Raw genomic sequence first — 13420 nt, 5'->3', positions numbered from 1 at the left:
GAAACACCGCCCTGAAGCGCGTTGTCAGCGGCGACATGGACTTTGCTAACAACAACATGGAAGCTCCGGAACAGGGCTTTTACGCACTGCTGCAGGACATGAACGGCGGTGCGGTGCTGATCGTCCTGTGTACCCTGATTGGCCTGCTGCTGTACATCTCCTCCGCCGACTCCGGTGCGCTGGTGACCGCCAACTTCACTTCCAAGATCGAGGATTCCCGCCAGGACGGTGCCAAGTGGTCCCGCATCTTCTGGGCCGTGCTGGTCGGCCTGCTGACCCTGGTTATGCTGCAAGTTAACGGCGTCGAAACAGTGCAGCTGGCAACCATCGTGATGGGTCTGCCGTTCACGATCGTGATCTACCTCATCATGTTGGGACTATGGCGCTCCCTGCGCCTGGAGAGCTACGCCACCGAGGCTCGCAGCATCTCCTTGCACAGCGCAATGTCTGGCCGCTCCGGTGCGGGCGGGGACAAGCAGTCCTGGCGCAAGCGTCTGTCGCGCGCCTCCACCTGGCCGAGCCAGGCCAAGGCCAACGAGTACCTCACCAAGGTGGCGCAGCCTGCGCTGGAGGCCGTCGCACGCGAGCTGAAGGACGAGGGCATCGACACTACGCTGGTGGCTGCCGACGTGCCGAATCTGCCTGTGAACCAGTTGGACCTCACCATCCACCTGGGTGAAGAGCAGGACTTCCGCTACCAGATCTACCCCTTGGAGCACCCGGTTCCGAGCTTCACCCGCAGCACCAGTAATGGGGAGAACTACTACCGTCTCGAGGTCTTCGACAACACCGGCTCGCTGGGCTACGACATCTACGGCTACACCACGGAGCAGCTGATCGATAACGTCCTGGATCTCTACGAGCGCCACCTGGAGTTCCTGCACATGCAGCGCGACCTGCCGGGCACCTCCGACATGTCCGACGGCGCGGAGCCAGTGCGCACCTGGACCGAAGACTAGAACCTGGACTAACTGGGCCAAAAGCCCAACTACTGAAAGCGAGAATCCCAACTATGAACGCTGTACTCTTCGACCCGACCACCTGCGAACTGCTGGCCGGGGTACACAAGAATGAGGGAGCTCCCGCCTCGCTGTTCATCAACGGCGAGTGGGTACCGGCCGAAAAGGGCGAGACCCGCACGATCACCAACCCCGCCGATAACTCCACCGTGGGCCTGGTATCCGAGGCCTCCGACGAGGACACGAACAAGGCCATCGCCGCCGCTCGCGCCTCCTTCGACTCCGGCGTGTGGGCCGACGTGCCCGCTGCCGAGCGCGGCAAGCTGCTGCTGCAGGTTGCCGACAAGATCCGCGAGAACAAGGATGCCTTCGCCCGCGCGGAGTCCGCCGACACGGGCAAGCGCCTGGCCGAGTCCGAGATCGACATGGACGACATCGCCAACTCCTTCGAGTACTTCGGCACGCTCGCCCAGCACCAGGCTGGTCGCGTTGTGGACCCGGGTGATGCGAACGTTCGCTCTCGTATTGATGCCGAACCCGTCGGCGTTTGCGGCCTGATTACCCCGTGGAATTACCCGCTGCTGCAGGTGGCCTGGAAGGTTGCTCCGGCCCTGGCTGCTGGCAACTCCTTTGTGCTGAAGCAGGCGGAGCTCACCCCGCACACCGCAATGATGCTGATGACGGTACTGGACCAGCTGGGGCTGCCGGCTGGCGTGGCTAACCTGATCACCGGCGCGGGCGCCAACTGCGGCAACCCGCTGTCGCAGAGCCCGGATGTGGATATGGTCAGCTTCACCGGCGGCCTGGTCACCGGCAAGCTGATCGCCCGCAACGCGGCGGAGACCGTCAAGCGCGTGGCTTTGGAGCTGGGCGGCAAGAATCCCAACGTCATCTTCGCGGACGCCGACTTCGATGCTGCGGTGGATAACGCACTGAACGGTGCGTTCGTCCACTCCGGCCAGGTGTGCTCCGCGGGCTCCCGCATCGTGGTGGAGGATTCCATCCACGACCAGTTCGTCAAGGCCCTGGTGGCCAAGGCTGAGAAGATCAAGGTCGGCGGCCCGCTGGACGAGGCCGCCGAGACCGGCGCGCTGATCTCCGCCGATCACCGCGACAAGGTTGTGGCCTACGTCGACCGCGCCCGCGAGCAGGGCGCGAAGATCCTCTGCGGCGGCCGCATCCCGACGGCCGAGGACAACCAGGGCTCCCACGCCACGGGCAACACGGACCTGACCCAGGGCGTGTTCTACCTGCCGACGATCATCGATGGCTGCACGCAAGAGATGGACTGCGTGCACGACGAGGCCTTCGGTCCGGTCGTGACCATCGAGACTTTCACCACCGAGGACGAGGCCGTGGCCATCGCCAACGACACCGAGTATGGCCTGGCCGGAGCCGTGTGGACCGCTGACGCAGGAAAGGCGGAAAGGGTCGCACGTAAGCTGCGCCACGGTACTATTTGGATTAATGATTTCCACCCCTACCTGCCGCAGGCGGAGTGGGGCGGAATGAAGCAGTCCGGCAACGGCCGCGAGCTCGGCCCCACCGGACTGGCTGAGTACCAAGAGCACAAGCACGTTTACACCAACATCGCGCCAGCGGTGACGGGGTGGTTTAAGTAATAGGAAAGTTGGCGGACAAGAAGCGATCCAGACTGTCAGCCGGCCCTCGGGGGAATCACCGGGTGGCTGACAGAGACCCTGGGCTGGCTCTACATCGCCACCGTCGCCATTGCGCTGATTTTCATGATCTGGATCGCCATATCCAAGGCGGGCGCTATCCGCTTGGGCCCCGACCACTCGAAGCCCCAGTACAGCCTTTTCTCCTGGTCGGCGCGATCTTCGGCGTGGCGGCCTCCCTGGGCATCGGCGTGGTGCAGCTGAACTTCGGCCTGAACATGGGCGACTACCTCGCCTGGCTGCCGCGCTGGACCGTGCGGTAAACACCAAGGATCATGACTTCCTGCAGACCGCCGTGGACTCCCCGGAACGTGGCTTCTACACCCTGCTCGATGGCCTGCCCGGCGGCACGATCGTGGTGTTTATCGCGATCCTCGTGGGCCTGATGCGTTCGATACGCATGGAGACCGCCCAGGTGGATTCTCGCGCCATCGCTCTGCACTCCGCAATCTCCGGGCGCACCCTATCCTCCGGCAACGACCTGGACTGGGAGAACCGCCTCGACCGCACCGCCACTTGGCCGTCGGAGCAGACTGCGCATCGCTATGTGGTGCAGTCGGCTACACCCGCGCGCAGCTGATCAACAACGTGCTGAATCTTGTCGATCGCCACCTGGAGTACCTGCACATGCAGCAGGGCTTCAGCGGTGAGCGCGATCTGACGGAGTTCACCAGCGATGCGCCCGAGTGGGGCGAGGACTTCGGCAAGCAGTAGCCCCTCTAGAATGTGGGGAATGACCGATAGCATCGCTAGCATCATTGCCCACGAACTCGAGGTGGATCAGCCCCGAGTTCAGGCCACCATCGACCTGCTGGATGGCGGGGCGACCGTGCCGTTTATCGCCCGCTACCGCAAGGAAATCACCGGTGGTATGGACGACGGCCAGCTGCGCCAGCTCGAGCAGCGCCTCGAGTACCTGCGCGAGCTTGCCGCCCGCAAGGAGACCATCCTCAAGAGCATCGAAGAGCAGGGAAAGCTCACCGATGAGCTGCGTAAAAAGATCCTGGCCGTGGACACGAAGGCCCGCCTCGAGGATCTGTACCTGCCGTTTAAGAAGTCCCGCCGCACCAAGGCCGCCATCGCGCGCGAGGCCGGCTTGGGGGAGCTGGTCGAGAAGCTGCTCGCCGGAGGCAGCCCCGATCTGGCCGCGGACTACGTCCAGGAGGGTTTTGATGACGCCGCCTCGGTGATGGCCGGTGCCAGAGCCATCGTGGTCGAGGACATTTCCACCGACGCGGATTTGGTGGGGGAAATCCGCGAGGAGTACTTCAAGCGCGGCCGTGCCGAATCCGCCGTGATCGAGGGCAAGGAGGAAGAAGGCCAGAAGTACCGCGATTACTTCGAGTTCGACGAGTCCTTCGGGGACCTGCCGAGCCACCGCGTGCTGGCGCTGCTGCGCGGAGAAAACGAAGGCGTGCTGCGCGTGAACTTTGCGCCGGGGGAGGACGACGAGTTCTATCAGGGCATCATCGCCGACCGCACTGGTCTGCAGGCCCAGGGGGACCCGGCCGATAAGTTCCGCGCCGAATGCGTGCGCTTCGGCTGGCGCACCAAGCTGGCGGTCAGCTCCGCGGTGGATGTGCGCATGCGCCTGAAGGAGAGGGCCGACGAGGCCGCCGTGGGCGTGTTCTCGAAGAACCTGAAGGACCTGCTGCTAGCGGCCCCCGCGGGCCACCGGGCGACCCTGGGCATGGATCCGGGCTACCGCAACGGCGTGAAGTGTGCAGTCGTGGACGGCACCGGCAAGGTGCTGGACACAGTGATTGTCTACCCGCACTCGGGCCAGTGGGATAAGGCCCGCACGATCCTCAGCGCGCTGGTGAACAAGCACGGCGTGGAGCTGCTGGCAGTAGGCAACGGCACCGCCAGCCGCGAGACGGAGAAGCTGGCAAAGGAGATCGCCGGGCTGGCGGAGGGCACCAAGCCCCAGACTGTCGTCATCTCCGAAGCTGGAGCGTCGGTCTACTCTGCCTCCGAGGTGGCCGCCCAGGAGTTCCCGGACATGGACGTCTCGCTGCGTGGGGCTGTTTCGATTGCCCGCCGCCTGCAGGATCCGCTGGCGGAGCTGGTGAAGATCGACCCGAAGTCCATCGGCGTGGGGCAATACCAGCACGACGTCAATCAGGCGCTGCTGGCCGCCGGGCTGGATACCGTGGTGGAGGATGCGGTGAACTCCGTCGGCGTGGACGTGAACCTGGCTAGTGCGCCGCTGCTCAACCGGGTGGCAGGCGTTACTCCGACCCTGGCGGAGAACATCGTGGCCTACCGTGATGAGAACGGCGCTTTCAAGTCCCGCAAGGAGCTGCTGAAGGTGCCGCGCCTGGGGCCGAAGGCGTTCGAGCAGGCCGCAGGCTTCCTGCGCATCAACGGAGCTGCCGACCCGCTGGACGGCTCAGCCGTGCACCCGGAGGCCTACCCGCTGGTGCGCCGCATCGTGGACGCCACCGGCGTGGAGGTTGCGCAGCTCGTGGGCAACTCCGCCGTGCTGGGCAAGCTGCGTGCGGGGGACTTCGCGGACGAGCAGTTCGGCATCCCCACCATCACGGACGTGCTGGCGGAGCTAGACAAGCCGGGGCGCGACCCGCGCCCGACGTTTAAGACCGCCACGCTTGCCGAGGGGATCGAGACAATCAAGGACCTCAAGCCGGGCATGGTGCTAGAGGGCACGGTCACGAACGTTGCAGCCTTCGGAGCCTTCGTGGATATCGGCGTGCACCAGGATGGCCTGGTTCACGTCTCCGCCATGAGCGAGCAATTCGTCAAGGATCCGCACGACGTGGTCAGCTCCGGCGAGGTGGTGAAGGTGCGTGTCGTCGACGTGGACGTTCCACGCAACCGCATTGGCCTTTCCTTGCGCCTGCAGGACGAGCCCAACGATCCCACAGTCAACGGTAAGTCCAAGCCGAAGAAGGGTGCGCGGAGGAAGCCCAACCGCCGCAATCAGGCCCCTCAGGGCAGCATGGCCGCCGCGCTGAAGAACGCGGGATTTGGACAAAGCCGCTAGTCGGTGTCATACTACTCAAGTTAATTTCTGTTGTGGGTACGAACCCGTAGGCGCGCACGTCACGCGAAAAGCCGCGAGGATCCTCTATCCAGACGAGCAAAAGGATTTCATCCATGCACATTCTTGATAAGGTTGACGCAGCTCAGCTGCGCGACGACATTCCCGAGTTCCGCGCCGGCGATACCCTGGACGTTCACGTCAAGGTTATCGAGGGCTCCAAGTCCCGTCTGCAGGTTTTCCGTGGCGTTGTGATCCGCCGCCAGAACTCCGGCATCCGCGAGACCTTCACCATCCGCAAGGTCTCCTTCGGCATCGGTGTGGAGCGTACCTTCCCGGTTCACTCCCCGAACATCGACCGCATCGACGTCCTGTCCCGCGGTAAGGTCCGCCGTGCGAAGCTGTACTACCTGCGCGAGCGTCGCGGCAAGGCAGCCCGCATCAAGGAGCGCATCTAGTACTTACCCCCTAAGTACTATCAACCCAGTCACACTTGCGTGGCTGGGTTTTTTGCTGTTCGCCCCACTGGTATCCTCGTTCCTTGTGACTCATCGACAGGAACCCAACGACCCTAACGTGCCCGATGAGGCTGCAGCGCAGCCGGAGCAGGGGGCGTCACCAGAAAAGAAGAAGGAGAAAAAGACCTACCCGTGGTGGGTCGAGATGCCGATCATCATCCTGGTGACGATGCTGGTGCTGGGCGCTTTCAATAACTTTGTGGGCCGCATGTACCTGATTCCTTCCGAGTCGATGGAGCCGACGCTGCACGGCTGCGTGGGCTGCACGCCCGACCGCATCTTCGTGAACAAACTGGCTTACCGCGGCGACAAGATGCCCGATCCGGGCGATGTCGTCGTCTTCGTTGGCACGGAGTCCTGGAACGAGGAATACACTTCCCGCCGCAGCTCCAACGACGTGGTGCGCGGGCTGCAGAACCTTGGCGCCACCATCGGCATCGTCGCGCCGGATGAGAACACCCTGGTCAAGCGTGTGATCGCCACCGGTGGCCAGACCGTGCAGTGCCAGGAGGGCGACCCGGGCATCATGGTCAACGGCAACAAGGTCGACGATTCCTACACGATGAACCCACCGGCGAACCCGATCGACCCGACCACGGGCTCCAAGGAGTGCCAGGGCGACTACTTCGGTCCCGTCACCGTGCCGGATGACGCGGTCTGGGTGATGGGCGACAACCGCACCAACTCGCTGGATTCCCGCGCGCACATGGGCGACGAGCACCAGGGCACCATCCCGGTGGAGAACATCGTCGGCGAGGTCGAGACCATTCTGCTGCCGTTCAGCCGCATCGGCGGCGTGGACTCCCTGCCCATTCAGGGCTAGATGGAACGCGAGCTAGAGGCCGCAGGGCTGGGGCCCGTCGCAGGCGTGGACGAGGCCGGGCGCGGCGCGTGCTGCGGGCCGATCTCGATTGCGGCGTGCATTCTGCCGACTGACCTGGACGGGGCCGGGCTGGACCGCCTGACCGACTCGAAGAAGCTCACGGAGAAGACCCGCGAGCGGTTGTACGACGTCATCCGGGACGTCGCCGTTTCCTACTCGATCATCCACATCAGCGCCGAAGACATCGACCGCTTCGGCATTCAGCACGCGAACGTCTCCGGCATGCGACGTGCTGTGGCGGCTTTGGACGTGCAGCCTGGATACGTGTTGACGGATGCGGTCAAGGTCCCCGGCCTGCCCATGCCGCACCTGCCCGTGGTGAAGGGCGACCAGATGGCCAAGTGCATCAGCGCGGCGAGTGTGCTGGCAAAGGTTTCCAGGGATCGAGTGTTGCGAACGCTTGACGAGGAGTTCCCGGGGTATGGTTTGGCTAGTCACAAGGGCTATGGCACCAAGGCGCACATGACTGCGGTGAGCCTACATGGTGGCACCCCTTATCACCGTTACAGTTACAAGAACGTGGCCACTGCGCACCAGCAGTGGCTTAAAGGGAAGGATCGAGGGTAAGTCCGTGAGCGCTGAGGAACTAGACGACTACGAGGCAAACGTCGAGCTGTCGATGTACCGCGAGTACCGCGACGTGGTCAGCCAGTTTTCCTACGTTGTGGAGACCGAGCGCCGCTTTTACCTGGCCAACGCCGTCGAGTTGATCCCGCGCAACTCCGGCGGGGAGGTCTACTACGAGGTCCGCATGTCCGATGCCTGGGTATGGGACATGTACCGCCCCGCCCGCTTCGTCCGCTACGTGCGCGTAATCACCTACAAGGACGTAAACATCGAGGAGCTCGACAAGCCCGAGCTACAACTGCCCGACTGACCTGCGACTTTCCTCTTATTCACAGCCCAGGGGTTATCCACAGCCCCCTGGGTTTTTGTTATCTCTGTTTCTTTTTATGACGCCACCCCACGGGGATGATGCCCCACACTTGTGAACCAGGTACCGGGCGTGAAGGACCGGTGCCGGATCACGGAAAAGGGGAGGGCGACTAGTGACGGCGGCGAACAAGCGAGCAGTGGGAAACCTGGGGGAGGACCTGGCGGCTGAGTATCTGCAGCGGGCGGGTTATGAGGTGCTGGACCGCAACTTCTATACCCGCTATGGGGAGCTGGACTTGGTGGCGCGGACGCCCGAGGACGACCTGGCTTTCATCGAGGTGAAGTATCGCGCCTCGGACTCCGACGGGGGCGGAGTGGCGGCGGTGGGGTCGCGGAAGCTCAGGCGGATTCGCACGCTGGCCGGACTGTGGCTGGAGCAGAATCGCGAGGGGGTGCAGTTTTCTGGGGGACTGCGCGTGGACGTGATCGACGTCGGACCGGACGGCGTGCGCGAGCACGTCGAGGGGGTGTGGTGACCAATGGCCGTGGGACATGCGCAGTCGATAGCGCTGGAGGGGACCCGACGGACGGTGATCACCGTCGAGTGCGACGTGAGCAGAGGGCTACCCGGAATATCAATCGTGGGTATGGGGGATACCGCGGTGGTGCAGGCGAAGGACCGTATCCGGTCGGCGTTGAAGAATTCCGGCGTGGGGTGGCCGGGGTCGCGGACCGTGATGAGCTTGTCGCCTGCCGGGTTGCCGAAGCAGGGGGCCGGTTATGACCTGGCGATGGTGTGCGCGATGCTCTCTGCGGTTGCTGACGATGCGCTAGCAGCGGGACGGCTAGCTCAGACGATTCTGGTGGGGGAGCTGGGGTTGGACGGGCAGATCCGCTCGGTGCAGGGAGTGTTCGCGCTGGTGCTGGCCGCGGCGATGGAGGGATTCTCCACTGTCGTGGTGCCCGTGGGAAACGAAAGCGAGGCAGCCGAGGCTGCGCTGGCAGCAGCGAGCGATGGGGGTGTGAGCGTGCTGGTGGCCCCGAATCTGGGTACGGTCATCGACTGGCTGCGCGGAGGAGAGCTGCCGGAGGCGTGCCCGGGGGAGTATGCCCCGCCCCGGCAAGTGGGGGACCTGGCGGAAGTCGTGGGGCAGCCCGCTGCCTGCCGGGCGGTGGAGGTGGCCGCGGCCGGAGGGCACAACCTGATGCTGACGGGGCCGCCGGGTAGCGGCAAATCAATGCTGGCCGAACGCCTGCCGGGGATACTCCCGCCCATGACCGACACCGAGAGGGTGGAGGCCGCGAGCGTGCACTCCCTAGCGGGGGTTAAGGGGAGCTTGCCGGAGGTGCTCGCGGGGCGGCGGCCGTTCATCGCCCCGCACCACAACGTGACCCCGGCGGCACTCATCGGCGGCGGGCGCGTGCCCGTGCCCGGGGCGGTGAGCCTGGCCCACCACGGAGTGCTGTTCATCGACGAGGTCAGCGAGGCGCGCCGGGATAGCCTGGAGTGCCTGCGAGTGCCTTTGGAACTGCGCCGCGTGGAGCTCATGCGAGCGAACAGAATCTCCAGCTTTCCCGCCGACTTTCAGCTGGTGATGGCCGCCAACCCCTGTCCGTGTGGCGCAGAGCTGCCAATTGACTGCACCTGCCCCTCCGGGGCGCGACTGCGGTATCAGGCGAAGCTTTCCGGGCCGTTGCGTGACCGAGTGGACGTGTTCGCAACTACCACGGGCAGGCCCCAGATTGAGGGGCTAAGCAGTCCTGGAGAGACCAGCGCCGCTGTGGCCGAACGGGTGGCCGAGGCCAGGGAGCGCGCCCGCCAGCGGTGGGGCACCGCCAGCAACGCATTAGTGTCCGGAAAAATTTTGCGGCAGGTGGGCGTGGATGAATCCGGCTCCGTGTTGCTGGAGGACATGCTGCGGACCGGCACCATCACGCAGCGGGGAGTGGACCGGACCATCCGCGTCGCCTGGACACTCGCGGACCTCGATTGCGCCTCCGCCCCGCACCTGGGGCACCTCAGTGATGCGGTGGAACTCTTCGGAGCAGATAGGGAACTGGTAGAGGTGCAGCGATGACGACCCAGGAAAAATTTTTGGAGTGGGTCTACGTGCGTCGGGTCATAGAGGCCTCGCGCACCGACGTTTTGGACATGCTTTGGCCCAACGGCTGGGAGCAGGCCGGCCCCGCGGAAGTGCAGGCTGTTGCGGAAGCCTTGGCGCGCCAGGGCGGGGAGCTACCGGGCGCGTTGGCGGACTCGACGTCGCAGCGCTACGAGCAGGACCCTGCCCGCGACGCGGAGTTGGCCACCGCCCGTGGCTGGCGGCTGGTCACCCCGGAGGACGACGAGTGGCCGAGCGAACTGACCGCCAGTTTCGTCCGCATGGCCGATTCGGGTGCGGATCACGATTCCTCCGTCCGCGGGCAGGCGGCCGCGCCTTTCGCCCTGTGGGTGCGCGGAGACACGCGCCTGGATGCGCTGGTGCGCCGCTCGGTTACGGTCGTGGGCACCCGCGCCGCCACACGTTACGGCGAGCAGGTCACCCGGTCCTTTGCGGGAGACCTGGCGGACGCGGGCTTTAGCTTGATCTCCGGGGGTGCGATCGGCATCGACGCCATCGCCCACCGCGCGGCCCTCGAATCCAAGATGCCCACCGCCGTGGTCATGGCCTGTGGTCTCGACGTCTCCTATCCCAAGGCGCACGGAGATCTGTTTGAGCAGATAGTCGCCGCCGGCGGAATGCTTATCAGCGAGTATCCGCCGGGCACCCCGCCGGCTCGCCATCGATTCCTCACCCGCAACCGCCTGGCCGCGGCTCTCGGGCAGGCGACCCTGGTGGTCGAGGCGCCGCTGCGCAGCGGGGCGCTCAACACCCTGAACTGGGCCGAAGCGTTGGTGAAGCCTACCTTTGCCGTCCCCGGCCCCGTCACCTCCCACGCTTCCCTCGGATGCCTCGATCGCATCCGCACCAACCGCGCCACGCTGGCCGTCAGCGCCCGCGACCTCATCGAGGAGCTCACCCCTCTCGGCGAGCAGATGGCGTTGGGGCTGGGCCAGGAGGATCGTTCGTTCCTACCTAGCTGGGAGCACCTCGCCATTATTGACGCCGCAGCATTGCCGAGCGGCAAAGGTCCCGAAGGTAGGCTGCCGCAACTGGTGGAGTCCACCGGTTTGCCCGCCCGCACGGTGATCCGCTGCCTGCGCGACCTGGAGGCAATGGGCAGGCTCCGGAGGGAGGCGGATCGCTGGATTAGGGTCGAGTGACCGGCTAGATTGGTCACATGAGCAACTCCCGTCCCACTGGCACCACGGCGCCGCTGTGGTCTGCGCTGGACGACTACGAGCAGCACCTGCGCCACGTCGTCGGACGCAGCGAGAACACAATCCGCGCCTACCGACGGGACCTCGACAGCGCGTTGGAAGGCCTGGAGCGTATCGAGGAGTTCGACCTGGACCGCGCCCGCGACGTTCTGGGCTGGGCGGTGGATAACGGAGCCAGCCGGGCCAGCCTTTCCCGGCTGGCCTCCAGCATGCGGGGGTTCGGAGCCTTCCTTGCACACCGCGGCTTCGTACAGGCCAACCCGGTCGCCGCGCTGAAGGCTCCGAAGCCGCAGCGCACGCTGCCGCGGGTGCTGCGCGCTGATCAGGCCTCCGACATGCTCAACGGTTTGCAGCCCGAGGGCGATGCCTCCACGCCCAGCGCCATCCGCGACTGGGCCATGGTTGAGCTGCTGTACGCCACCGGCATCCGCGTTTCCGAGCTGACCGGCTGCGACGTGGACGACGTGGACTTTTCCAACCGCCTCCTCCGCGTGACGGGTAAGGGTAGCAAGACCCGCGTGGTTCCATTCGGAGCCACCGTGGTGGCAGCCCTTGAGAAGTGGCTCGAGGTGCGTGGGGACATGGCCAAGGGAACCCCGGCCCTTTTCGTGGGCGTGCGTGGCAAGCGCATCGATCCCCGTCAGGTTCGCACCGTGGTGAACCGCGTAACCCAGGCCGGCCCCGGCCCGCGCCTGTCACCCCACGGGCTGCGGCACTCCGCGGCCACGGCAATCCTGGAGGGCGGGGCGGACCTCCGCGTGGTGCAGGAGCTTCTCGGCCACTCGAACATGTCCACCACGCAGATCTATACCCACGTCGGCACCGAGCGTCTGAAGGCCGTCTTTAATCAGGCGCATCCCAGAGCCTGACCCGCACGGAACCGAGAAGCGTCATCGGGTCGATGTACACCCGCCCCTTGCCATCGAAGCGCGCGCCCCAGGAAAGCCCGTGCGATTTCCGGGCATATTCAGGCAGGGTGGCGGCATCCGCCAACACACCAATGTCCTCGCCCCGACGGACCTTCTGTCCGGCGCGCACGCGCGCCACGACGGGCTCATAAGTGGTGCGGATCCCATCTGCGTGGCTGATGGAGACCACCGGCGTGCCGGCGACCACGCCAGCGAAAGCAACGGTGCCACCCCGGCTGGCTACGATCACTTGGCCGGGAGATGCCTGCAAGTCCACACCACGGTGTCCCGGTTCCCACACAGCATCCGGAATGTCCGCAGCACGGATCACCTGCGCATCCTTCGCAGTCGGCAGCCTATGGGACCGGACTATGCGGGACGCATCGGGTTGGGGAGTGGCAGGTTGGGAAGCAGCAAAGGGCAAGGGGACAGGCGGCGCGCCAACCCAGAGGAGAACCAGCGCAAGCGTTAAGGATACGGTGCGGTTTAGCCGTGGGGTCATGGCTAAAGATGATGCGTGGGGGCGTCACCAAAAAGAAAGGGCGAATCGGCGAGGCTGTGGATAACTAAAAGTTGTCCACAGAAACGGCACAACGCGCGGTGATAGGACTTGTTTAGGCAGCGTGAGTGGGGGTAGGGTAGCAAGCGCAGTATGTCCGGATTCGTCTGTCGCACAACTTTGATATGCCCAATCTCAAGGGAGTGCACTCGGTTTCGCGAAGACCGAGAGGCGGAGTAAGGCGACTGACTACGCGTAGATATTCGCACCCCACCTAATGGCTCACCAGCACGGTCCCGCTAGAAGAAGCGGGCGAACATGGCGAGCCACAGCTACACCGGGGACTATCTGCCAGGATGGTGCATAAGCCACGCACGTACAGTGAGTGTCGAGTGCATCGTGAAGAAAACCGTCAAACCCTAAACTTTGAAAGCGAGGAAGGGGCGGCGCCAACCACACGGTTGGCTAGAAGAAATACGCCCCTGTAACACCATGGCTGTTGTTACTATGCGCGAGCTGCTGGACGCTGGTGTCCACTTCGGTCACCAGACCCGCCGTTGGAACCCGAAGATGAAGCGCTTCATCTTCACCGACCGCAACGGCATCTACATCATCGACCTGCAGCAGACCCTGACCTACATCGACGAGGCATACGAGTTCGTCAAGGAGACCGTCGCCCACGGCGGCAACATCCTGTACGTCGGCACCAAGAAGCAGGCCCAGGAAGCAGTTGCCAACGAGGCAGAGCGCGTGGGTATGCCCTACGTCAACCACC

16 protein-coding genes are annotated in these 13420 nt (G+C 64.7%); 15 read left to right on the top strand and 1 reads right to left on the bottom strand.

The genetic code is table 11. The features are described from left to right. The 14 genes from Q0331_RS00080 to Q0331_RS00015 all read left to right on the top strand — a co-directional run. Positions 1–959 (top strand): BCCT family transporter (locus tag Q0331_RS00080; protein WP_298073763.1); only part of this gene is annotated, 959 nt, incomplete at its 5' end. 53 nt (positions 960–1012) lie between these two features. Then, positions 1013–2581 carry an aldehyde dehydrogenase family protein gene (locus Q0331_RS00075; protein WP_298073761.1) on the top strand — a complete coding sequence of 523 codons (1569 nt, stop codon included), beginning with the start codon at positions 1013–1015 and terminating at the stop codon, positions 2579–2581. A gap of 54 nt (positions 2582–2635) precedes the next feature. Next, complete coding sequence (locus Q0331_RS00070; RefSeq protein WP_367274943.1) at positions 2636–2842, top strand: BCCT family transporter; 207 nt, start codon at positions 2636–2638, stop codon at positions 2840–2842. 91 nt (positions 2843–2933) lie between these two features. Continuing rightward, positions 2934–3218: a hypothetical protein gene (locus Q0331_RS00065; RefSeq protein WP_298073759.1), complete on the top strand. Its 285-nt coding sequence runs from the start codon at positions 2934–2936 to the stop codon at positions 3216–3218. Positions 3219–3226: 8 nt separating this feature from the next. Beyond that, positions 3227–3352 carry a hypothetical protein gene (locus Q0331_RS00060; protein WP_298073757.1) on the top strand — a complete coding sequence of 42 codons (126 nt, stop codon included), beginning with the start codon at positions 3227–3229 and terminating at the stop codon, positions 3350–3352. A gap of 19 nt (positions 3353–3371) precedes the next feature. After that, on the top strand, positions 3372–5642 hold the full coding sequence (locus Q0331_RS00055) for a Tex family protein (protein WP_298073755.1): 2271 nt from the start codon (positions 3372–3374) through the stop codon (positions 5640–5642). A 113-nt stretch (positions 5643–5755) separates the two neighbouring features. Next, on the top strand, positions 5756–6097 hold the full coding sequence (gene rplS, locus Q0331_RS00050) for a 50S ribosomal protein L19 (protein WP_005295302.1): 342 nt from the start codon (positions 5756–5758) through the stop codon (positions 6095–6097). Positions 6098–6215: 118 nt separating this feature from the next. After that, positions 6216–6980, top strand: a complete 765-nt coding sequence (gene lepB, locus Q0331_RS00045; protein ID WP_298073765.1) for a signal peptidase I — start codon at positions 6216–6218, stop codon at positions 6978–6980. Further along, positions 6981–7607 carry a ribonuclease HII gene (locus Q0331_RS00040; protein WP_298073753.1) on the top strand — a complete coding sequence of 209 codons (627 nt, stop codon included), beginning with the start codon at positions 6981–6983 and terminating at the stop codon, positions 7605–7607. A gap of 4 nt (positions 7608–7611) precedes the next feature. After that, a complete protein-coding gene (locus Q0331_RS00035) occupies positions 7612–7917 on the top strand; it encodes a DUF2469 domain-containing protein (protein WP_005295294.1) in 306 nt (101 codons plus the stop codon). Positions 7918–8089: 172 nt separating this feature from the next. Next, the gene (locus Q0331_RS00030) at positions 8090–8452 is read left to right on the top strand and encodes a YraN family protein (protein WP_034986357.1); all 363 of its coding nucleotides are present in this window, start codon (positions 8090–8092) and stop codon (positions 8450–8452) included. Between the two features lie 3 nt (positions 8453–8455). Beyond that, on the top strand, positions 8456–9994 hold the full coding sequence (locus tag Q0331_RS00025; protein ID WP_298073750.1) for a YifB family Mg chelatase-like AAA ATPase: 1539 nt from the start codon (positions 8456–8458) through the stop codon (positions 9992–9994). Continuing rightward, complete coding sequence (dprA, locus tag Q0331_RS00020; RefSeq protein WP_298073749.1) at positions 9991–11181, top strand: DNA-processing protein DprA; 1191 nt, start codon at positions 9991–9993, stop codon at positions 11179–11181. The genes Q0331_RS00025 and dprA overlap by 4 nt, the downstream gene beginning before the upstream one ends. Before the next feature lie 17 nt (positions 11182–11198). Continuing rightward, positions 11199–12107: a tyrosine recombinase XerC gene (locus Q0331_RS00015; protein WP_298073748.1), complete on the top strand. Its 909-nt coding sequence runs from the start codon at positions 11199–11201 to the stop codon at positions 12105–12107. Here Q0331_RS00015 and Q0331_RS00010 read toward each other — a convergent pair. Continuing rightward, positions 12082–12477: a M23 family metallopeptidase gene (locus tag Q0331_RS00010; RefSeq protein WP_298073746.1), complete on the bottom strand. Its 396-nt coding sequence runs from the start codon at positions 12475–12477 to the stop codon at positions 12082–12084. The genes Q0331_RS00015 and Q0331_RS00010 overlap by 26 nt on opposite strands. Positions 12478–13137: 660 nt before the next feature. On the opposite strand from Q0331_RS00010, the gene rpsB reads away from it, so the two are divergent. Next, the coding region (gene rpsB, locus Q0331_RS00005; RefSeq protein WP_298073744.1) for a 30S ribosomal protein S2 at positions 13138–13420 on the top strand (283 nt) is incomplete at its 3' end.

This window comes from uncultured Corynebacterium sp., assembly GCF_937999985.1.
GTDB lineage: Bacteria > Actinomycetota > Actinomycetes > Mycobacteriales > Mycobacteriaceae > Corynebacterium.
This window is presented reverse-complemented; position numbering and strand designations above follow the sequence as displayed.